Source organism: Lysinibacillus sp. RS10 (genome assembly GCF_041956855.1).
Taxonomy (GTDB): domain Bacteria; phylum Bacillota; class Bacilli; order Bacillales_A; family Planococcaceae; genus Lysinibacillus; species Lysinibacillus xylanilyticus_A.
Window position 1 is genome coordinate 3786225 of record NZ_CP167122.1, and the last position, 22768, is coordinate 3808992.

19 protein-coding genes are annotated in these 22768 nt (G+C 39.2%); 1 reads left to right on the plus strand and 18 read right to left on the minus strand.

From position 1 onward, the window contains the following. Positions 1-95 precede the first annotated feature (95 nt). The 9 genes from ftsY to recG all read right to left on the minus strand — a co-directional run bounded on the left by ftsY (position 96) and on the right by recG (position 12059). The gene (ftsY, locus tag ACB089_RS19325; RefSeq protein WP_374963525.1) at positions 96-1367 is read right to left on the minus strand and encodes a signal recognition particle-docking protein FtsY; all 1272 of its coding nucleotides are present in this window, start codon (positions 1365-1367) and stop codon (positions 96-98) included. Further along, positions 1364-4945 (minus strand): chromosome segregation protein SMC, encoded by a 3582-nt coding sequence (gene smc, locus ACB089_RS19330; RefSeq protein WP_374963526.1) that lies wholly within the window; start codon positions 4943-4945, stop codon positions 1364-1366. The genes ftsY and smc overlap by 4 nt, the downstream gene beginning before the upstream one ends. A gap of 3 nt (positions 4946-4948) precedes the next feature. Next, positions 4949-5713 carry a ribonuclease III gene (gene rnc / locus ACB089_RS19335; protein WP_368635480.1) on the minus strand — a complete coding sequence of 255 codons (765 nt, stop codon included), beginning with the start codon at positions 5711-5713 and terminating at the stop codon, positions 4949-4951. Between the two features lie 352 nt (positions 5714-6065). Continuing rightward, positions 6066-6302 (minus strand): acyl carrier protein, encoded by a 237-nt coding sequence (gene acpP, locus ACB089_RS19340; protein WP_068983180.1) that lies wholly within the window; start codon positions 6300-6302, stop codon positions 6066-6068. 58 nt (positions 6303-6360) lie between these two features. Further along, positions 6361-7107 carry a 3-oxoacyl-[acyl-carrier-protein] reductase gene (gene fabG / locus ACB089_RS19345; RefSeq protein WP_068983181.1) on the minus strand — a complete coding sequence of 249 codons (747 nt, stop codon included), beginning with the start codon at positions 7105-7107 and terminating at the stop codon, positions 6361-6363. Continuing rightward, on the minus strand, positions 7100-8053 hold the full coding sequence (gene fabD / locus ACB089_RS19350) for an ACP S-malonyltransferase (protein ID WP_374963527.1): 954 nt from the start codon (positions 8051-8053) through the stop codon (positions 7100-7102). Before fabD ends, fabG begins: the two co-directional genes overlap by 8 nt. A gap of 264 nt (positions 8054-8317) precedes the next feature. Continuing rightward, positions 8318-9310: a phosphate acyltransferase PlsX gene (gene plsX, locus ACB089_RS19355; RefSeq protein ID WP_374963528.1), complete on the minus strand. Its 993-nt coding sequence runs from the start codon at positions 9308-9310 to the stop codon at positions 8318-8320. Continuing rightward, positions 9307-9885: a transcription factor FapR gene (gene fapR / locus ACB089_RS19360; RefSeq protein ID WP_368635484.1), complete on the minus strand. Its 579-nt coding sequence runs from the start codon at positions 9883-9885 to the stop codon at positions 9307-9309. Before fapR ends, plsX begins: the two co-directional genes overlap by 4 nt. Positions 9886-10013: 128 nt before the next feature. After that, positions 10014-12059, minus strand: a complete 2046-nt coding sequence (recG, locus tag ACB089_RS19365; protein WP_374963529.1) for an ATP-dependent DNA helicase RecG — start codon at positions 12057-12059, stop codon at positions 10014-10016. Between the two features lie 447 nt (positions 12060-12506). Here recG and ACB089_RS19370 point away from each other — a divergent pair, with 447 nt between their 5' ends. Beyond that, positions 12507-12782 (plus strand): transporter, encoded by a 276-nt coding sequence (locus ACB089_RS19370; RefSeq protein WP_374963530.1) that lies wholly within the window; start codon positions 12507-12509, stop codon positions 12780-12782. Positions 12783-12950: 168 nt separating this feature from the next. On the opposite strand, the gene sdaAA is transcribed toward ACB089_RS19370, so the two are convergent. The 9 genes from sdaAA to ACB089_RS19415 all read right to left on the minus strand — a co-directional run bounded on the left by sdaAA (position 12951) and on the right by ACB089_RS19415 (position 22653). Beyond that, positions 12951-13862, minus strand: a complete 912-nt coding sequence (gene sdaAA, locus ACB089_RS19375; RefSeq protein ID WP_374963531.1) for an L-serine ammonia-lyase, iron-sulfur-dependent, subunit alpha — start codon at positions 13860-13862, stop codon at positions 12951-12953. Positions 13863-13876: 14 nt separating this feature from the next. Beyond that, positions 13877-14542 (minus strand): L-serine ammonia-lyase, iron-sulfur-dependent subunit beta, encoded by a 666-nt coding sequence (gene sdaAB / locus ACB089_RS19380; protein ID WP_374963532.1) that lies wholly within the window; start codon positions 14540-14542, stop codon positions 13877-13879. A gap of 351 nt (positions 14543-14893) precedes the next feature. Beyond that, positions 14894-16543 (minus strand): DAK2 domain-containing protein, encoded by a 1650-nt coding sequence (locus tag ACB089_RS19385; RefSeq protein WP_374963533.1) that lies wholly within the window; start codon positions 16541-16543, stop codon positions 14894-14896. An 18-nt stretch (positions 16544-16561) separates the two neighbouring features. Continuing rightward, positions 16562-16924: an Asp23/Gls24 family envelope stress response protein gene (locus ACB089_RS19390; RefSeq protein WP_053594173.1), complete on the minus strand. Its 363-nt coding sequence runs from the start codon at positions 16922-16924 to the stop codon at positions 16562-16564. A gap of 116 nt (positions 16925-17040) precedes the next feature. After that, positions 17041-17721: a GGDEF domain-containing protein gene (locus tag ACB089_RS19395; protein WP_374967598.1), complete on the minus strand. Its 681-nt coding sequence runs from the start codon at positions 17719-17721 to the stop codon at positions 17041-17043. A gap of 81 nt (positions 17722-17802) precedes the next feature. Beyond that, positions 17803-19407, minus strand: coding sequence for a M20/M25/M40 family metallo-hydrolase (locus ACB089_RS19400; RefSeq protein WP_374963534.1), 1605 nt, complete (start codon positions 19405-19407; stop codon positions 17803-17805). Between the two features lie 46 nt (positions 19408-19453). Beyond that, entirely contained in the window at positions 19454-20887 is a 1434-nt protein-coding gene (locus tag ACB089_RS19405) for an amino acid permease (protein ID WP_374967599.1), read from the minus strand. Positions 20888-20987: 100 nt separating this feature from the next. Next, positions 20988-21749, minus strand: a complete 762-nt coding sequence (locus ACB089_RS19410; RefSeq protein ID WP_374963535.1) for a dimethylarginine dimethylaminohydrolase family protein — start codon at positions 21747-21749, stop codon at positions 20988-20990. Between the two features lie 31 nt (positions 21750-21780). Continuing rightward, positions 21781-22653, minus strand: a complete 873-nt coding sequence (locus tag ACB089_RS19415) for a dimethylarginine dimethylaminohydrolase family protein (RefSeq protein ID WP_374963536.1) — start codon at positions 22651-22653, stop codon at positions 21781-21783. Between the last annotated feature and the right edge of the window lie 115 nt (positions 22654-22768).

Below are 22768 nucleotides of genomic sequence, written 5' to 3' on the forward strand. Positions count from 1 at the left end.
GGCGCTTTCCTTGGGGCGTCCAGCCTCCACTCCAATCAACTTATTAACATAGTATACGTTTCAACAAAAGTCATTCACAACTTTTGATGATAAACCTAATCCTCACTATTTTGTAATTCTTTATCTAAACCATCAGCAAATAAGCCATACACATAACGTTCAGCATCAAACGGCTGTAAATCATCCATTTTTTCACCAAGACCAATAAACTTCACAGGAATGTGTAATTTATTGCGAATGGCAAGGACAATACCACCTTTTGCAGTACCATCAAGTTTTGTTAAAACGATTCCCGTTACATTAGTAGCTTCTTTAAACGTTTGTGCTTGCACAAGTGCATTTTGACCTGTTGTTGCATCTAATGCTAATAGTACTTCATGCGGAGCATTCGGTACCTCTCGAGAGATTACTCGATGAACTTTTTCAAGCTCATTCATTAAGTTCACTTTGTTTTGCAGACGTCCAGCTGTATCACAAATTAACACATCTGCTTTACGATTTTTCGCTGCATGAATTGCATCATACATAACCGCTGCTGGATCGGAGCCTTCCGATTGTTTAATCACTTCACACCCAACACGGTCTCCCCAAACTTGTAATTGATCGATGGCACCAGCACGGAAAGTATCACCTGCTGCTAAGACAACCGTTTTACCTTGTGATTTTAGACGATGGGCAAGTTTACCGATTGTTGTTGTTTTCCCAACTCCATTTACGCCAACGAATAAAATAACAGTAAGCTCACCTTGAGGCTGTATATTAAGGTCGATTAAATCTTCTTCTCCCTGCTCATAAATTTCTACAAGTTTTTCAGAAATAATCGTTTGAATACCATTTGTATCTTTTATATTTTTACGCTGGACTTCGAAGCGTAATTTGTCCATCAGCTCCATTACTGTTTCAAAGCCTACGTCTGCCTGTAATAATAGGTCTTCTAATTCTTCAAAGAAATCTTCGTCTACTTTTCGATAACGAGCAACTAGGTCGTTCACTTTTGAAGTAAATGAATTACGCGTTTTTTCTAGTCCGGCTTTGAATTTTTGTGTAATAGACCATGCAGAAGGTTTTTTCTCCTTCACAGGTTCTTCCACTATCGCGACCTCTTGCACTTCTTGTTGTTCTTGTTCTTGTTCTTGTTCTTGTTCTTGTTGTTCTTGATCTTCAATTACTACAGGATTTTCTGTTTCAATTGGACTGTCCGTTACAGAAGTCTCCTCTACTTCATTTATAGCTGCTTCAATTTGAGCAGGCTCTGTTGCATCATCTAGCTTCTGTTCAGCAACTTCTTCCTCATTTATCTCAACTACTTTTTCTTCCTCGGCTGGGTTGCCAACCAATTTGTCTTTTAAACGTTTAAAAAAACTCATGCTTGTTCGCTCCTTTGCTCCGCAAGTACGGGTTCATCTTCTAATTTTACTGATACAAGTTTAGATACGCCAGATTCCTGCATTGTAATACCATACAACACATCCGCTCCCTCCATCGTTCCTTTACGATGTGTGATCACAATAAATTGCGTGTCACGGCTAAATCTTTTTAAATATTGGCTATATCGAACAACATTTGCCTCATCTAATGCCGCCTCTACCTCATCAAGAATACAGAATGGTACAGGTCGTATATTTAAGATAGAGAATAATAAAGCGATTGCTGTTAGTGCACGTTCACCACCTGAAAGCAAACTTAGATTTTGTAATTTTTTTCCTGGTGGTTGTGCTACTATTTCTATACCTGTTTCTAGCAGATTTTGAGGGTCCAATAACACTAAATCTGCCTGTCCTCCACCAAACAATTCACGGAATACATGTTTAAATTGCTCACGGATGGCATAGAAGGTTTCGCTAAAGCGTAGCGTCATTTCCTCGTCCATCTCTTTAATAGCCTCATGTAACGTTTCCTGTGCAGCAAGTAAATCTTCACGCTGCTCTGTTAAAAATGAATGACGTTCAAGCACTCGATCGTATTCCTCAATGGCGCTCAAATTAACAGGACCTAGCTCCTCTATAGATTTCTTCAGCAGTTTCACTCGACGTCGCATATGCTCTTCATCTTCAATAACAAGGGCCAACTCCTCAGCTTCCTCTACTGTTAGCTGATAGTTTTCTTCTAGCTGTTCATTGAAATTATTTATTTCAAATTCTACGCGACTTCGCTTCAATTCATTAGCACGTATTGCTTCAAGATAGCCTTTATGTGTACGTTGCAATTCCTTCAGCTGTTCTTCTAAAGTAGTAAGCTCTTGTTGTTGTGCTACTTTTTCATCTTTTTTCTGTGAAATTATGTCCTGTAGTGAATCTCTTCTCGCTTTCCATGTAGCAACCTGCTCATCCACTTCTTCATCGCTTAAAAGTTTTGTCGATTCATCAGATTGAAGCCATATTATTTCCCGAGAAATTTTTTCGACCTTTTGACGAGCTTTGTTTAATTGTAGGTCTAACTCAGCAGTAGCAATTTGCACTTGCGACATTTGCTCCTGCATAACCGCTAACTGCGAGCGTTTTTCCGCCGATTGCTCACGAAGTACATCCTTCTCCGTCTCACTTTGCAGCTTCGCCTTACTTAGTTGTTCCACTGTTTCATTAATTTCTAACAGTTCGGTTGCTAGTGCCACTAAACGCTCTGTAGCTGCTTCCTTTTGAGCTAACAATGCTTCTTCTCGTGTTTTTACATCTTGTGTCTCATTAGAAGCAAAAGATACTCGAGCAGATAAGCTTTTCTCGACAACCTCTAGCTCGCGAATACGACTTGCCTGCTGCATTTCATCTTTTCGTAATTGCTCTCCGTCAAGCTTCAATTGCTCCACTTTTTCTCGTAATGTTGCAAGTTTCTCTTTTTCAGCTACAACAGCCTGTTCAGCACTATAGATGGAAGCTTCTAACGATTGTAGCTTCACGATTAAACCATCTAATTCCGCTTTTCTAGTAAAGAGTGAAGATTGTTGCTTCACAGCACCACCTGTTAATGAACCGCCTGCATTGACGATATCACCTTCCAGTGTTACAACACGATATCGAAAACCACATAAACGAGCAATTTGGCTTGCACCTTCTAAATTTGATGCAACGATTACATTGCCAAGGAGGTTTTCGACAATTGTGCGGTTGTCTTCATCGAACGTAACAAGTGCATCAGCCATTTGGACAAATGCTGGGTGCTCAGTAGCTACCTGAATCGCAGAAAGATTGATTTTACGTGACTTTATGACTGTTTTAGGTAAAAATGTTGCGCGTCCAGCTCTCTTTTGTTTTAACCAATGAATGGCTTGCTGAGCATGTCGTTCATCGGTTGTCACAATATGCTGAGAGGCTGCTCCTAATGCTGTTTCAATAGCCTGAGAATATTTTCCACCAACTTGGATTAACTCCGCAACAGCTCCTTCAATTCCAACTAATTCACCTTTATCACGTGCTAACAATACTTCTTTTACTCCATGGAAGAACCCAGAGAAATCTGCTTCAAGCTCAGCTAGCGTATCTTTTCTAGCCTTCAATTGCTGCTGATGCTGATAGGCTTTATAAAGCATATCCTGCTTTTCATTAAACGATGCATTGACGTTCTTAAGCTGTATTTGCAATGTTTCATATTGCTCAAGCTTTTCCTGCAATTCATTAGTTGTTGTTGCATGGGCAGCCACTAGCTTCTCTTTCTCCGCTAAAATTTGCGCAAGCTCTTGCCCGATTTCATCAGTTTGATCTGTCATTCGTGCTGCCGTCGCTTTTTGTTGTGCTAATTGCTGATCGATATTTTTTAATTCATTTTTGATTGTTGCTTCTTCGTTTAAGGAATCAATATATCGGTTTTTTTGTTCTTCAATTTCTTGTTCAATTTCAGAAACAGAGCGGTTTAAAGATTGTTCCAATTGCTTGAGGCTTTGTTTTAGCTCTGATACTTCTTGTTGTTTTTCAGCGAACAATTCTTTTTTCTCTTGTTCTTGAACAACGAGAGCCTCAACCTCATTTTTTGCTTCTTGTAATGCTGTATTCAATTGTAGTAGTTGATTAGAAGTATTTTGTCGCTTTTCAGCCATTAACGCTTTACGACCATCCCAACGCTCTACCTCCATCGTCGCATTAACAAACTCAGCCTGAGTAGTATCTAAATAGCTATCTAGCTCTTTTAAAAGCTTACGAATGCCTACAGTTTGCTTTTCAATTGAAGAAATATTATGTGCTTGTTTTTGTTCTATCTCATATAGCTCTGTGTACTCATTTTTCAAAGCACGCAAAGATTGTGCACAATTTTTCAAATCGTGCACAAGGATGGCGATATCAAAATCCTTTAACTCTGTTGACATTTGCACATAATCTCTTGCACTTGATGCCTGAATTTCTAACGGCTCCAGGCGACTATCTAGTTCATGTAAAATATCTAAAACACGATACAAATTTTCATCTGTTTCAACAAGTTTATGCTCTGCCTTTTTCTTTCGTAATTTATACTTTAATACGCCAGCTGCCTCTTCAAAAATCGAACGACGGTCATCAGGTCGGCTATTTAAAATTTCATCTACACGGCCTTGTGAAATAATGGAGAAGGCCTCTTTTCCAAGTCCTGAGTCCATAAACAAGTCCGTAATATCCTTCAGGCGACACTGCTGGTTATTTAATAAATATTCACTATCACCTGAACGGTATACGCGTCTTGTTACGCTGACTTCTGTATATGAAAAAGCAAGCTGTTCATCGGTATTATCTAAAATTAACGTTACCTCTGCAAAGTTTAGTGGCTTACGTGAGTCACTCCCAGCAAAAATAACATCCTCCATCTTTGCCCCACGTAACGACTTTGCAGATTGCTCCCCAAGTACCCAACGAATAGCATCAGTGACATTACTTTTTCCACTGCCATTTGGTCCAACAACCGCTGTAACACCGGGTACAAAATCAATTCCAATGCGCTCCGCAAAAGATTTAAAGCCAATCACTTCGAGTCGTTTTAGGAACATCTATTAAGCCTCCTCTTTTGCAGTTTGGTCACGCATTGCACGCATTGCACATTGCGCAGCTTGCTGCTCGGCTTCTTTTTTTGATTTCCCACGCCCAATACCAAGCTCCTGTCCATTTAATAGGACACTCGATACAAAGGTACGATTATGTGCAGGACCCTTTTCATCAATAATTTCATAATGAAGAAGACCGTTATTTGTTTGCTGTACCATTTCTTGCAATTGACTTTTAAAATCCATCACATGCGAAAAAGCACCGACTTCTACTTTCGGGAATACGATTCGTTCTAAAAAGGACACAACCGTTTGTAAGTCTTGATCTAAATAAAGGGCACCTACAAATGACTCAAATACATCTGCAAGTAGCGCTGGGCGTTCCCGTCCACCTGTTAATTCCTCACCTTTTCCGAGTAATACAAAGCGACCGAATCCTAATTCATTTGCAAAGATCACAAGTGATGGCTCACATACTATGGATGCTCGTAGCTTCGTTAGCTCACCCTCACTCATATTAGCGTATTTCTCAAAAAGGTATTTAGAAACAGACAGTTCAAGTACTGCGTCTCCTAAAAATTCAAGACGCTCATTATCCGTAAACAATTTACGGCGATGCTCATTCACATAAGATGAATGTGTGAATGCTTGATACAATAGATTTTTATTAATAAATGTGATATTTAATTCATGCTGTAACAGCTCGAATTGATTGCGTACTTTTTCAGGAAGTACGCCAGATTTCTGCATAGTTCCTCTTCTTTTCATAGCCATTGAACAATCTGCCTTCCTAATAGTTTCTACCGTTTTAGTGTACCTTTTTCACGGCATTTATGCAAAAGTATTTCGGCTGAAATACAACGTTTTGGAAATTTTTTCGCAAATTTTTATCCAAAATAAAAAAGGGACGTTCACAGTTCGAAAAACGAACCGTTTCGTACCCTTTTAAATACACCTTAGTATAGTATCTGCTCTTCACATTTAAGCAAAAAACAGGAGTAATCTCTGCCATAGGCTTTAACTTTATTCAACTAATTCATAAACACTTATTGTATAAAAACTATGACTGCGTTCATGTCAACACCGATAGCGGTGATAAATTTATGCTGAATAAAGCTAAACGAAATTAGTTTATTTTACTTTCGATGTATGAAATTGCAGAACCAACTGTTGAGATTTTTTCAGCATCTTCATCAGAAATTTCCATATCGAATTCGTCTTCAAGCTCCATTACAAGCTCAACTACGTCTAATGAGTCAGCACCTAAATCATCACGGAAAGAAGCTTCTAGAGTAACTTCACTTTCTTCAACACCTAAACGGTCCACGATTACTTTTGTTACGCGTTCTAATACTGTAGTCAAAACATTCACCTCCCCTCAAATGATTATACAAAAAATTATTATTTATGACTAATTGAAATTACATCACCATGCCGCCATCTATATGTAGCGTCTGCCCCGTCATATAGTTTGCATCATCTGAAGCTAGGAATACTACTGCCTTTGCGATATCCTCTGGCTGCCCAAGTTTAGCAAGAGGAATTTGAGTAAGCATTCCTTGCTTTATATCATCTGGTAGTTGATCCGTCATTTCTGTTTCAATAAATCCTGGTGCAATCGCATTTACTAAAATATTGCGTGATGCCAATTCTTTTGCAGTCGTTTTAGTTAATCCAATAACACCTGCTTTGGCAGCTACATAGTTTGCTTGTCCCGCATTACCAGCTACACCGACAATCGATGAAATGTTGATGATACGACCTGCACGTTGCTTCATCATTTGACGTGTTACTGCTTTTGTACAAAGGAAAACACCTTTAAGGTTTGTATCTAACACATCATCCCACTCATCTTCTTTCATACGCATTAACAAGTTATCACGAGTAATACCAGCATTATTTACTAAAATATCAAGTGAACCGAATGTTTTCACAGCTGCATCCATTAATGCTGTAACTTCCTCTGTTTTTGAAACACTCCCTTGTACAGCAATAGCCTCGCCGCCATTTTCTTGAATCATCGCGACAACTTCTTCTGCCTTTGCCTGTGAGCCACTGTAGTTAACAACAACTTTAGCACCCTCATCAGCAAGCTTTAATGCAATAGCGCGTCCTATTCCACGCGAAGCACCAGTTACAACAGCTACTTTCCCCTCTAATTTACGCATTAATTGTCCACTCCTTCGCCGCTTCTAGCACAGCCTCTAATGATGCTTCATCATAAACACAATAAGTCGCAACAGATCGGTCGATTTTTTTCACTAATCCACTTAACACTTTGCCTGGTCCACACTCAATAAAGACATCCACACCTTGTGCAATCATTTCACGCACAGATGCTTCCCATTGCACAGCGCTATATACTTGTTCTACTAACTCATGTTGAATAGCAGGAACATCCTCTAATTCTTTCGCCATGACGTTGCCGATTACAGGGATTCGCGGAGCTGACAATGATATTTCAGCTAACGCTCCGCTTAATTTTTCAGATGAAGGACGCATTAGCTCTGAATGGAATGGTCCACTAACAACTAAAGGAATTGCTCGTTTTGCGCCCGCTTCCTTTGCCGCTAACGAAGCCTTTTCGACCCCTTCCTTTGTACCAGAGATAACGATTTGTCCTGGACAGTTTACATTCGCTACCTGAACCGCATCACCTGCTGCAGATATTTGTTCAGTTACCTCATGTAGTGCTTCAAGCTCCATCCCTAAAATGGCTGCCATTGCACCTTGCCCTGCTGGTACAGCTTCATTCATATAAAGACCACGCTTATGAACGACAGAAACAGCATCCTCAAACGTTAACACACCGGCGATTACTAACGCACTGTATTCTCCAAGTGAATGTCCAGCTGCATAGTTTGGCTTAATTCCTGCTGCAAGTAATTTTTCTGCAACCATTACACCAGTAGTTAAAAGTGCTGGCTGTGCATGGTATGTCAATGTTAGCTCCTCAGCTGGTCCCGTTAACATAAGCTTAGATAGCTCAAAACCAAGTGATTGATTTGCACGATCATAAAATGCTTTACTTTCTGCCGCATTCTCAACAAACTCTTGCCCCATTCCAACTACTTGAGAACCTTGTCCTGGAAAAACAAATGCTATTTTCGTCATTTTGTATTAATCCCCTTTTTAATCAATTTTGCCTCGGCATAATTGCGTCCGGAATCGGCCGGAGGCTTTAGGCCAACAGATGTTTTTTGTGCGAAAGCGCAGTGCTAACGTAGCGTCAGCAACATGATGTTTTTTGTGCGAAAGCGCAGTGCTAACGTAGCGTCAGCAACATGATGTTGGTCACTCAGTCGTTGCCACAGGACGTGGCGTTCTTAGACTGAGTTCCTCTATTTCAGAGGGTGTTTGGACACCAGCTGAAAGAAGTTAATTAAATTCTGAGTGGCGTACTGTATCTGTAATCGTCGAGATGACTGTATGCTCTACCATCGTATTTGCTTGGCGAATCGCACTGTATATTGCTTTTGCATTGGATGAACCATGCGCTTTAATTACAGGTGCTTGTAAACCAAACAAACCTGCACCACCATACTCTGTGTAGTCCATTTTATTTTTTAAGTCACGTAAATTATTTTTCATAAGGGCTGCCGATATTTTTGTTTTTGTTGAAGACATAAACGCCTCTTTAAGCATTGAAAATAACGCGCCAGCCGTACCTTCAATCGATTTCAGCACCATATTACCTGTAAAACCATCTGTTACAACAACGTCCGCTACCCCTTCAAGTAAATCTCGAGCTTCTACGTTGCCGATAAAGTTCAAGTCCGCTTCTTTTAATAGCTCGAAAGTAGCCTTTGTTAATTCATTCCCTTTTTTATCCTCAGTACCGATATTTAACAAGCCGATACGTGGCTTTTGTAAGCCGCCAACCTTTTTCGCATAAATATCGCCCATAATCGCATATTGCAATAAATGCTCAGGGCGCGCATCTGCATTTGCCCCTAAATCAAGCATTAAAAAGCCCTTACCGTCCAATGTCGGTAATGTAGTGGCTAAAGCCGGTCTAGCAATCCCTTCAATACGTCCTACTTTAAATAATCCTCCTGCCATTAAAGCACCCGTATTACCCGCAGAAAGACAAGCATCCGCCTTTCCTTCTTCAACCGCATCCATCATTCGCGCCATCGATGAATCCTTTTTCCGACGAACAGCGCGTGCTGGATCGTCTGTTCCTTCCACAACTTCCTCACAATGTACTACTGTCAATCGATCATGTATTTTTAATAATGGTTCAAGCTTTTCACGCTGACCATATAATTGTATTTCTAAATTTGGAATTTGCTCTAATGCTAATAAAGCACCTTCAACAACTGATTTTGGTGCGTTGTCGCCACCCATTCCATCAAGCGCTAATTTCATTGTTGTTCACCTTTACCTTTCGTGCGGTACATATCAAATTCACCAACAAAAACTGTTTCACCGTTAACAGTGGATGTTAACTCTACTTTTGTACGATGATTTTCGTCATCACGTCCAATAACGATTGCTTTTGTAATAACACGATCTCCAGCTCTAACAGGTTTCACAAAGGTAATGTTTGAATGTACTGTTAAAGCTAGTTCATCGTCAATTACCGCTACCGCTAATGAGTTTGCCTGTGCAAATAAATGATGTCCACGTGCGATGCCATTGCGCTGAAAAACATGCTCTTCTTTTACGTCAAAAATAGATAATGCACGATTATCCAATTCAATATCAACAATTTCACCAATTACTTCATCTATTGGAAGTGATTTCACTTCGTTTTCATATGTTTTCGAAGCAACATCTTTAATTCGTTCTCGTAATTCAGGAATTGCTAACTCCATACGATCTAAACGGATTGTTTGGACACTAACCTGAAACTGCGTTGCTAGCTGTTCATCTGTGACGAATGGATTTTCAGCTATCGTTTCAGATAATAGTCGCTGTCGCTCTTTTTTCGTTCGTCTCAACATCATTCGCCACCTTTTTAGTTGTTATTAGCACTTGGTACTAATATCAGTATATAGAGTATAAAAAAAGAATGCAAGACTTGTTTTCAAAACAAGTGCTTACATTCCAAATCGGGTATAAAATTCAGTTAATCAAAGCGTTCTCCCTGTAGAACACCCGACTCTTCAAGCATACTACGTAAATATTTATACTCATCATCATGCCAAAATGCATCTGTCTCAAGCATAGTCGTTGCATCTTTTCTTGCCGTCTCCAGTATTCGATAATCATGCACTAAATCCGCTACTTTAAAATCAGGCAAACCACTTTGTTTACGTCCGAAGAAATCACCTGGACCACGTAATTCCAAATCCTTTTCAGCTAGGCGGAAACCATCATTTGTTTCCGTCATTGACTGCATGCGCTCCTTGCCTTCATCGGATTTAGGATCAGCAAGCAATACACAGTATGACTGATGTTCACCTCGTCCAACTCGCCCACGTAGCTGATGCAATTGAGCTAAGCCGAAGCGTTCAGCATCATAAACAATCATAAACGTTGCATTCGGCACGTTAACCCCAACCTCAACTACTGTTGTTGATACAAGCACATGAATAGTCCCTTCACTAAATGCTCGCATAACAGCATCTTTTTCATCTGCCGTCAAACGACCATGCATTAATCCAACATTGTATTGCCCGCTAAAATATGTAGCAAGTTGTTCATAGATTTCTACAGCATTTTGTACATCAAGCTTGTCTGATTCCTCGATAAGGGGACAAATAGCATACGCCTGTCTTCCAGCAGCAAGCTCTAATTCTAACTTTGACATAGCTGAGCCTAATTGCTCTTTTTTCATCCAATGTGTTTCAATTTGTTTACGCCCCGCTGGCATTTCATCAATCACTGAAACATCCATTTCTCCAAATGCTGTAATCGCAAGCGTACGCGGAATAGGTGTCGCCGTCATAAAGAGCACATCTGGATTTTCCCCTTTATCACGCAATATTCTACGCTGTTCAACACCAAAACGATGCTGTTCATCCGTTATAACAAAACCAAGCTTGTAAAAGATGACTTCAGGCTGAATAAGCGCATGCGTACCAATTAAAATATCTATTTCCCCGTTTGCTAGTTCTTCTAAAAGTAACCGACGCTCCTTTACTTTCGTCGATCCTGATAGTAAAGCTACACGTACACCAAATGGTTCAAACCATTCTTTCAAATTTTCAGCATGCTGCTCAGCTAAAATTTCTGTTGGTGCCATTAATGCCCCCTGAAAACCAGCAGTTACAGCTGCATATAAACATATTGCCGCAACAACGGTTTTACCTGATCCTACATCACCTTGAAGTAAGCGGTTCATGCGATGCGGCTCTTTTAAATCTTTGCAAATTTCATTGACAACACGTTTTTGAGCATCTGTTAATTCATAAGGTAGCGATGTAATAAAAGCCCGTAGTTTTTGCAAATCGAATTGAATAACTGTACCGTGCTCACTATCCTTTCGAATTTTACGTAAAGCTTGAATACGTAGCTGAAAGTTTAGTAACTCTTCATAGGCAAAGCGTCTTCTAGCCTGCTTTGCATGCCCCGCATCAAGTGGGAAATGAATTCCCTCAAGCCCTTCACGCATTGAAACAAGCTTATAGTCTGCCTGAAAACGTTGCGGAACAGCATCCGGTATCTCTACACCAAACTCATCTAACACTTGTCGCATATATTTACGAAAACGTTTTTGCGGAATCAAACCCTTCAAACTATAAACAGGTTCAAAGTCTACCTGATCTATTTTCGGGCCAAATGTAACAGACGTTCCATTGATTACCTGTCTACCTCGGTCCCATTTACCTGTGATGGTAATAATAGCTCCTGGTACCAGCTTCTGCTTCAAATAGCCTTGATTAAAAAAAACAACCTTCACTAAATGTCGACCTGCCAGCACTGTCACTTGTAATCGTGATTTATTGCGGCCTAAAAACAATACTGTGGGTTCACGTTCAACTTTACACTCAACAGTGACACGTTCATTATGTGGTGTTTGCGCTAAATCCTTTAAACGAAAATCTTCATGCCGATGAGGGAACGTCCATAATAAATCCGCGATCGTCTCGATGCCTAACGCCTCTAAATGTCCTGCTGTTTCTTTCCCGATTCCTTTTAAATCAGTTACGGCACTCGTTAAATCAGTCACCTTGCACGACAGCTCCTCCAAAGATTTTCACCGCAAGTGCTTTATTTGTAGTCATTAGCATATGAGTTTTCCCCTTTCTTTACGATTACTCTAGGCTTTTATAATAATGTTGCTTGTGGTTAGCTATTCCCAACAGTTCATGCTGTTCATCTGTATTTCCAATACTATTATATAACTTTTCAATTTCACTAACATAGCAATTCAATTCATCAATAATTGATTGATAGTTATATCTTTAAGTAGCCAACATAAAGAACATGAACTTTTTCACCTTTAGCAAATAAAGAATCAATCACTTCAATGCCTTCTTAGGTATTTCGAACTTCAGATATAGCCAACCTTTAGTTGAAATACATTGCTTTACATTCTTTAGGTTTTTAATAATCCCGTTAAATAAATGCATTTATTTTTTCTCAGCATATACTGTTGAAAAAGGAGTGAAATCACTTGGGATATTTTCCACCTCAAGGGACCATGAGACCACAATCACCTCCACCAAACTTCAAACCACCAAAACCTTCTGTGTCCTATATCATTGATTGTGTATATCAAAATACTTATGTATGGCTTAGAAACGGGAGAGAATTTTGGTTTTATCCTACTCGGATAGAAATGGGTGAAGTATCTGGATATAGATGGAACGGTGCCTACTGGTCGTTCTACGGATTTGATGAAGGATTAATCGATGCTGTTGCCTGTTATCCTACCCCTACCCCTTACTAAAATTCCAAAAGGCTTTTTCTTTTTTTATTGGCTGTAATAGGGATCATCGCCAAAAGTAGGGGATGCCCTGTATATAAATTAACTTAGGAATTAACGTCACGGATGAAACCCATCTACACTATGTAGAAGCTCACAAAAAAACACGCACTAGGCGCGTGTTTTTTAATTTTATTTTTGAAGTGATTGGATACTCTCCAAATTGCCATTATCAAATATAGCTTTGCTGATAGCTTTACCTGTCGGCGTTGCAGCCAATCCTCCACGAGCAGTTTCTTTTAAATTCGGACTCATTGATTGTCCAATTCGATACATCGCACCAATTACTTCATCACACGGGATGCGACTTGTTACACCCGCAAGTGCCATATCCGCTGCCACAAGCGAATTCGCTGCACCCATAGCATTCCTTTTAACGCAAGGAACCTCTACCAATCCAGCTACTGGGTCACAAACAAGCCCAAGCATGTTTTTAAGTGTAATCGCAAATGCTTCTGAACATTGCTGTGGAGAACCACCAGCCATCTCTACAATTGCTGCCGCTCCCATACCAGCAGCTGAGCCAACCTCTGCTTGACAGCCACCAGCAGCACCTGAAATCGAAGCATTATTGGCAACAACGAAGCCAAAAGCACCTGATGTGAATAAAAAACGAATCATTTGCTCACGTGTTGGGTTTAGCTTGTTTTTCACTGCAAACAGTGTCCCTGGCACAACACCAGCTGAGCCTGCAGTGGGCGTTGCACAAATTGTACCCATTGCCGCATTCACCTCATTAGTTGCAACCGCTTTACTCACTGCGTCTAATAATAAATCCCCTGACAACGAATTTCCTTGCGCAATGTAATTTTGAAGCAATACTGCATCGCCACCTGTTAAACCCGTTACAGATTGCACACCCTTCAAGCCTCTTTCAACAGCTTCCTCCATCACCGTTAAATTACGGTCCATTTGCTGCATAATTTCTTCTCTTGTACGTCCAGTTATTAACATTTCTTGCTCAATCATAATTTCAGAAATTAGTTTGCCTTCTTGCTCGGCTCGTTCAACAAGCTCACGAACATTATGAAATAATACGTCCATACTGGGACACCCCCTTAGTTGTTATTAATTTTAGAAACCTTTGTAATATGTGGTATTAAAGAAATTTGTTGTAGTACTTTATCCTCGATGTTTTGATCGACTTCTATCACCATAAGTGCTGTTAAACCACGTTCAATTCGTGAAACCTCCATATGTCCAATGTTGACTGCATGCATTGCTAAGCAATTTGCTACATTGGCAATACAGCCAGCTCGATCATCATGAACTACAAGGATAGCCGGCATGCCTCCTGTTAATCGTAGCTTAAAGCCATTAACCTCACTCACTTCTATTTTACCGCCACCGATAGAAATTCCAACAACAGACATCTCTCCATCATCATCGCCAATCACTAGGCGAGCTGTATTCGGATGTTCTGTGTTAGCTGTTTCTGGGATAAACTCATACTCTAATCCGGCCTTCTCTGCATCGGCAAAAGCTGTTTTAATCCGCTCATCAAATGTATCGTAATTTAATAAGCCTCCTATCAGCGCTACATCTGTTCCATGTCCTTTATACGTTTCAGCAAAGGAACCATATAAGTGGATTTTCGCCCACTTTGGTTGTCTTCCAAATAAATCTCTGGCAACGCGGCCAATTCGTGCTGCACCTGCCGTATGAGAGGAAGAAGGCCCAATCATCACTGGTCCAATAATATCAAATACTGAAGTAAACTTCATACAAACACCCCTCTATTCTATCCATATAAATAAAATCGATTTTTACTATATCATGCTTGATTGTTACTACAAAAGTAAAGCACTTATTTATCAAATTTCAGAAAATTTACTCTACTATAATTTACACATTGGAAATATTGTTTAACTTTTGTCTACTCCATATACACAAAAATTTCAAAAGGCTAATATTCCAGTATTTCCAAGTCCGTCGTCCTCCCGGTACATACATCAAATGATTCATTTTTGGCTAATCTCTATCGTTTATTATCCTCTAATCTCCTTGTACCATAAACAAAAGCAGTACACGGCGTGTGCACTGCTTTGTCTACTTATGCGCAAAGTAGCATTAAATTATTCTACTGAAATAATATATGGATATAATCCTTGTTTACCATTAAATAACTCTACTTCGACCTCTGGATAATGTTCTTCAATAAATTTCACTAATGCTGAGGCATTTTCTTCCGTTGTGTCCTCACCATAGATGACTGTTACAATTTCTGCATCTTCATCTACTAAATCAGTAATTACCTTCTCAGCAGCATCTTTTAATGCTGGAGTAGATAATACAATTTTTCCTTCCGCAAGAGCCATGAAATCATCCTTATGGATTTCTACACCATCAATAGATGTATCTCGAACTGCATAAGTGACTTGGCCTGTTTTCACATTTGCAAAAGCTTCCGTCATTGTTGCTTGGTTCATTTCTACTGCCGCTTCTGGATTAAACGATAGAATCGCCGCCATACCTTGAGGGATTGTTTTCGTTGGCACTACAGCCGCTTCAATATCTAAAAGCTCAACTGCTTGTTCTGCAGCCATGACGATATTTTTATTATTCGGTAAAATCAACACTTTTTCAGCACCAATTTCTTGTACTGCCTTCACAATATCTTCAGTTGAAGGATTCATTGTTTGACCGCCTTCAATAACATAAGAAGCACCAATTGAACGAAGTAATTCAGCAACTCCCTCGCCCATTGCAATCGTTACAATTGCATACGGATGCTTTTCTACTTTTTTGGCTGGAGTAGGCACTTTATGATCCTCACCAACGATGGCAGAATGCTGTTCACGCATATTGTCGACTTTAATTTTAATAAGACTACCATATTTTTGACCCATAGCTAACACAGCGCCAGGTTGCTCGGAATGAATATGCACTTTTGCAATCTCTTCATCCGAAATAACAAGTAAAGAATCACCTAGAGGGTTTAATTCATTGCGGAATTGTTCTTCGCTAAATGGCTCTTTCCCATTTTCTAAACGTACCATTATTTCTGTACAATAACCAAACTCAATATCAGCAGTATTCATAAAATCTTGTGCTCTATGATGCTCTGCATTGATTAAATCATCTAAAGTTGCTTCATTTTTCTGCGGTAATGGCTCACCTTTTAAAGATGCTAAGAACCCTTCGTACACAAATAGAAGACCCTGACCACCACTATCTACAACACCTACTTCTTTAAGAACAGGTAGAAGCTCAGGTGTACGTTCCAACGAAGCCTGTGCTTCAGCAGTAAATGCTTCCATCACCTTAATGATATCGTTTTCAGTTTCTGCCACTTCCACGCCTTTTTTAGCCGCTTCACGTGCTACCGTTAAAATCGTTCCTTCAACTGGCTTCATCACTGCTTTATAAGCTGTATCAACACCTGCTTGGAAGGCCCCTGCAAAGCCCTTGGCATCAATTGTCGCCTCTTTTTCAATAGCCTTACCAAAGCCACGGAATAACTGCGATAAAATAACCCCAGAATTTCCGCGCGCTCCCATAAGTAAACCTTTTGATAAAGCTTGAGCTGTTTTGCCGATATGTTCTGACGCAAATTGCTCCGTTTCCTTCGCACCAGATGTCATCGACAAGTTCATATTTGTTCCTGTATCACCGTCCGGTACTGGAAATACATTTAATGAATCAACATAATTTGCATTTTGGAATAGGTGATGGGCACCCATTTGCACCATTTCTGCAAACTTTATTCCGTCTAAAGACTGCATTCGATTTAGTTCCTCCTCTTAATCATTCGCTACACGAACGCCCTGCACAAAGATATTGACAGATTTTACGCTCATACCTAATGTTTTATCCACTGTATATTTCACTTTTGATTGTACTTGATAAGCAACTTCTGAAATTTTCGTCCCGTAACTAACAATAATGTACATATCAATATGTAAATCGTCGTCCTGTTTTCGAATAACAACACCTTTTGCAAAATTTTCTTTACGTAAAATATCAGTTAGACCATCACGAATTTGATGTTTAGATGCCATGCCAACAATACCGTAGCATTCTACAGCAGCGCCACCAGCAATTTGTGCAAGTACATCTGTTGAAATATCAATTTGGCCGAATTCATTGTTTAATTCAATCGACATAGAAATGCCCCCTTGGCTCTTTTTGACTAAACTATATTGTAACACTTTCGTTATACATTAAGCAACCTAGGAGGGGACGAAAACGCACTGTATCAACGTTTTACTGACATTACAGGTTAACACACCACTTCATCGAAATATTCATTTTTGCTATAAAAGTTGTTACGACCTTTTTGTTTTGCTGTGTATAATGCTTGATCGGCTAATTCACAACACGTTTTCGAACGCTCGATAATTGAGATTTTGGCATGGCACATCCCAATACTAACTGTTACAACATCAGCTATGTTCAAACGCTCGCGAAGAATGTTTAAGTTGCAGACTTCCTCTAAAATTTCCTCACAAACATGCTCTGCAAATTTTGCGGCATGTTGGCTAACGATTACGAATTCTTCTCCTCCCCAATGTGTAGCAAATGCATTATACTTTTCTAAAATTCCATCTAACAGAGCTGCCACTTTTGTTAACGCTTCATCACCCTGTAAATGACCATAATAATCATTGAAATCTTTTAAGAAATCAATATCCACCATCATCACTGCTAGAGACTTTGGTTTACTAAATTGTTGCCCAATTTGTGTCAATTTATTATTAAATGCTCGCCGATTTGGAAGGTTTGTCAACGTGGCACGAAGTGCTTGCTCTGATAGTACATCATTTTTCTCAGCTAATAATTTTGATAGTTTCTTGGATTTTGTCATTTCTTCATCTAATAAAATATGCTGTTTCGTAAATTGCCTTTGTACTTTATAAGTGTGACGCTGAATAATTAGCCCCATTGAAATAATAAGGGACATCGGCAAAAACGGTACAAATCATTAAAAAAAGCTGATACCATTTTTAGCATCAGCTTCCTTACTTAAATCCATTTTTATGATCTAAATCAAGCTCTTAATAAGCGTGTCAATCATCACTGGCATTTCCTTAAATGCGCTGTCGACATGTAATCTTTCTGTCTTTTGATGGGCATCCTTTCCAAAAGGTCCAACATTTAATACAGGGCCCTGCAATGCAGACATAGCTTCAAACGGGATGCTATATGTATCTCCCCATACAGGTGTGTTACGTTCGAATGATGTCCATTCATTTGAGTCATCTGAATAATTGACATAACTCAAATCGCAAATACCATTAAAATAGTGAATTTGTTCCACTTCAATATCAAACGTTTTTGCCGTTTTCTTCATCAACTCTATCGATTGAATGACAAGTGGATGGTTCGACGAATTGATTGCAGGATAGTAAGGTGGTGCATACAACAGCACTGTTGCCGGCGTCAGTTCCTGGCAACGGATCATTAGCTGATCCACGATGCGAATGGATTTCTCTCGATCATCCCATAAATGATTATCAAGAACATGACGTTTTATCGTATTTACTTCCTCAGTTCCTAATTTAATGATCGCATGCTCTAAAAGCGTTTCATAACGAAGTACTTTTACTTCACCTACACCCTTTACCTTTTCTCGCTCACAAATTTGCTTATACTGCTCATTACAAGCTGCCATTGCCTCCAATGCAACTTGTTCAAAAATATCCATTACTTCAGATGCTGTGCGCTTTAATAAAAACACATTGTAAAGAGCTGCTGCACGATATGGTGTTTGTGTAGAGTACTCCCTTTTCAAATCCTTTAATTGCAAGGATACAGGTAATGGCGTACTTTCACCAAGATCTGTTTCACGGAAAACTGGATTCCACTCCATATGCTGCGTCATATATGAAGCAATAAAGTTTGCTGTCATTCCTTTTAACGGCTCACCTACATGTGTCTCTTTTCCATAAAATAAGGCAGCAGGCATAATTTTACCGATTGTTCCTGAATAAATATATTCATTCGTATCAGCTGGACCTTGTGAAAAAGAAGGCTCACTATTTAAAAATAGTTTATAAGATAATCCATGCTGGTCACGAAGCCTTACAAGCTCAACAACTGCTGCTCGCATCCCAGCAGAGTTCACTTCTTCATCTGGCACAGCCGTTAAAATGAGATTAATTGGCCACTCTTCAATGCTTGCTTTTTCTATTAATTGCATATGCAAAGCAAGTCCCATTTTCATATCCATCGTTCCACGACCGAATAAATAGTTTCCTGATTCCAAATCAATTCTTGCCGCTTCAGGTAAATCCTTTTTGTATTTAGGTTCCATTAGCTTTTTTGTTAATTCTTCAGGATAGAAGGCAAGCGGCTCAAGTTCACCATATTCTTCCGTATGAACAGTATCAAAATGACTAATTAACACAACCGTTTCTGTCGCAGATGGGTGCTTGTACAAAGCAGTCACAGCATTGCGCCCAAGCCCTGCATCATGTAACTCAATCAATTCTGGCCTTTTTTGAAAGTAAGAGAGCGTTTGCAATTTATTTGTTAATTTATAGGCAAATTCATTTTCACCTTGCGTTAATGTCCTACTTTCCCAACTGACAATTTCACATAATAATGCACGCAGTTTTTCAGGTGTATTCCAAAGATAATTAGTCATAATCATTCTCCTTTATCCGATGCCTCAAAATCGAATGCATTTCATTTCAATGTAAATCAAACGATTCCTCATTTTTCACTTCAATCTCAGAAGAAACTGTATTTATTTTACTCAATTTCAATTTATAGAAAATCATACAAGCAATGAAGAATCCAATACCGTATAGTAAACCAATTCTTTGTGTTGGATCAAATGCTAAAAAGATAAGAATTAGCATACAAAAACTAATACAGAATATTGGAATCAATGGATAAAATGGCGTTTTAAATTTTAAATCAGCCACATTTCCCCCTGCTTTCACATAGCGATATCGGAACATCAATTGGGAAGCACAAATTCCCATCCATGAAATTGTGACAGAAATCCCTGCAACTGACATGAGTAAAACAAATACTGCATCTGCTTCCATCACGCTCGTTAATAAAGAGAGCAGTGAGAAAAGCATCGTGAAAACGAGTGCATTTAATGGCACTTTATTTTTCGTTAGTCGTCCAAATAATTTTGGAGCCATCCCCTCTTTTGACATCGACCATAATAATCGTGTTGAAGCATATAGACATGAGTTACCTACCGATAAAATCGCAGTTAGAATAACAAAATTCATAATACCAGCAGCATAAGGAACGCCCGCTAAACTCATCAATGTGACAAAAGGACTTTCCAGTAGCCCAAGCTCCGATGACGGGAATATGGCAGATAAAACAATAATAGAAGCAATATAGAAAACTATTATTCTAAAAAGAATTGTCCGGATTGCTCGCGGAATATTTTTTTCTGGATTTTCAGTTTCCCCTGCTGCAATACCAACAAGTTCAGACCCTTGATAAGAAAAGATAACATTCATCATTGTGACAAAGATAATCGCAATACCAGCCGGGAATAATCCTGTCGGCGCTAAATTTGTTAGATGTGGCGTAGGGCGATCAGCTAATGGAATCAAACCAAAAATTACCGCGCCCCCTATGATGATAAAGGCTATCACTGCAATTACTTTAATGCTCGCAAACCAAAACTCCGCTTCAGCAAAACCTTTCGTTGTTAACGCGTTTAATGCAAACAGAAGAACCATAAAAACCGCACACCAGATCCAAATAGGTACATTTGGGAACCAATGTTGCATCAATATTCCCCCTGCTGTAAATTCTACCCCCGCTGTAGCAGCTGACCCGACAAAATACATCCACCCTAAAGAAAAGCCTGCTGAAGGACTGATAAATCTTGTTGCATACGTTTGAAAAGAACCCGTTACAGGCATATAAACAGCTAATTCCCCAAGACAATTCATAACCATGTACAATATTAAACCACCAAATAAATAACCAATTAATGCTCCCCCAGGACCTGCCTGATTAATGGTATAGCCAACGTTTAAAAACAAGCCTGTCCCAATAACTCCACCGAGTGATAGCATTAATAAATGACGACTTTTCATTGAACGATTTAATTGATCATCGTGCCGTTGTTCCCCTTTACTCAATATCCATCCCCACCCTCTAGTCGTTGTTTAAAAATTCTGACATCAATACTACTAAAGTACCCAACCAATTTATCCCATTTAAATTGATTGGGTATTTGTAAAACTAAAAACGTAATGACAGGCAGCTTAACCCACCATCATGTTTTCTAAATTCAGACATTTCAAGTTCAATTGTTTGATAGCCTAAATCATTTAATTTACGGTTTGTTTCTGGATAGCCTGCTGGAATAATGACATAATCATTTACTTGAATACAGTTTGCTGAATACTCATCCTCTTTTGGAATTATAATTTTTTCGTAAGATTCAAACGCAGGGTGATCGACAAATTCTCCCGCTAGCACCATTCGATTTTCACCAACATAGGCGATACCCGTTTTTAAATGGAAAAATTCTTTTAACGGAATAATCGTTGCCTCATAGCCTTCTTTTTCAACGATTTCTTTAAATTGTCGTGCTCCTTCTTCATTCGTACGATCAGAGATACCAACATAAAATTTCTTTTCTGCCTGCAATACATCTCCACCATCAAGTGTTCCTGGACCTTCGATATAGTACATTTTTTCATAGAACTTTTTAACAGCTGGTTCAATGTCCTCAATCTCACGATTACGAGCATCTGCGCCAGGGTTTGAAATAATGGCAAACTCAGGTGTTAAAACAGCTGTATCTTCTACAAATGTCGAATCTGGGAAAGCTTCGTTCGCTGGAAGCTGTGTAACCTCTACGCCACATTTCTTTAAAGCCTCTACATATTTTCCGTGCTGCTCAAATAATTTCTCTAAAATTGGTTTTCCTAAGTCACTAGTCGTTAAACCGTTTATATAACTATTTCCTGGATTTTTTACGATCACATTTTTAAACATTTACTTCGTCCCCTTTTATTCTTCTATTCTTTTATCCTCTTACTACTGGACAAGTTAGGCATGTAGGTCCACCTGTCCCTTTTACTGTAATTTCATTTCCTTTATATTCATAAACTATTGCGCCTGCATCAAGTAATTGTTGCTTTGTCTTTGGATTTCCATTTGGAAGCATACATACTCTAGGCGCAAGCGCTAAGACGTTACAGCCTAGCGCATCATACTCATCCTTCGGTACCTCAACTAATTGAATACCTCGTTCGATCAAAAGCTGACGGAAAAAAACTGGCATTAATCGTGAATGTACAACCGCTAAATCCTTATCCACCATACTAATAAAGGACATTAAGTGTAAACATTCTGCTTCACCTAAATCATGGGATAGCTGGACAATAATGAATTCATCGACAATATCCGCCGTCATATCCTTTAGCTGACGAATTGCTTCATCATTCGTTCGATAGCCTCGACCTACAACAAGTGTACGGCCATCAAGCCAAACGATATCGCCACCATCTGCAACAGCATCTCCTGTCAATTCACCGATTATCGGAATGCCCTTTTCTTGTAAAAATGTTTTATAAACAGCTGCTTCTGACTGTCTTAATTTTTTGCCAGATTTTAAGATTATTGCCCCTTTTGGCGTAAATTTGACAGGGTCATGTGCATATAGAGAATCCAACCCTACTTCTTCTGATTCTGGTAGATAATCAATTTTTTCAACATATTTTTTGAGAATACTTGTAAATTCAGCATATTCTCTAAGAGCCTCATTATAGTTAGGTTCTGATAGGTAGTTAAATGTTTTCCATCCATCACTAAGATGCTCTTGGCTTCGGAAAGCATCTTTTGGATGTTTTACTATTACGTGTTTCAAAGGTGCATACATTGATGAACAATAATGCATTCCCTTCACCCCCTTTTCCGTGTAGTGGAAAACGTTTCCGTTAAGAGGAAAGTTTATATGAAGAATATATTTGTTTTATGTTATACTGTCAATATATTTAGAAAAATTTTTATAT